Consider the following 362-nt stretch of genomic DNA (forward strand, 5'->3'; position numbering starts at 1 on the left):
GTTACCGGCGAAAAACAAGGCCTGATCACTGCCGGCGCCTTCACCGCCGACTCCGTTGGCAACACCTACCAGGAAGGCCACGAAGACCAGGTCATGGTTCAGGCTTTCACCCACGACGTGATCATCCCGCGTGACCCGCAATCCGGTCAGCCAACCGGTCAGCGCGTTCACAAGCCAGTTGTGATCACCAAGGTCTACGACAAGGCTTCGCCACTGCTGCAAGCCGCACTGACTTCCGGCGAGCGCATGAGCGAGATCGTTATCCAGTGGTACCGCACTTCGGCTCAAGGCACCCAAGAGCACTACTACACCACCAAACTGGAAGACGCGATCATCGTCGCCATCAACAACAAAATGCACAA

Annotated in this window: 1 protein-coding gene; it reads left to right on the top strand. The window is 57.7% G+C overall.

Annotation, left to right across the window (positions count from 1 at the left end):
* A partial coding sequence (locus tag HU755_RS27840) for an Hcp family type VI secretion system effector (protein ID WP_186638296.1) occupies nucleotides 1–362 on the top strand: 362 nt, incomplete at both ends.

This window comes from Pseudomonas sp. SWRI111, from assembly GCF_014268555.1.
Taxonomy (GTDB): domain Bacteria; phylum Pseudomonadota; class Gammaproteobacteria; order Pseudomonadales; family Pseudomonadaceae; genus Aquipseudomonas; species Aquipseudomonas hamedanensis.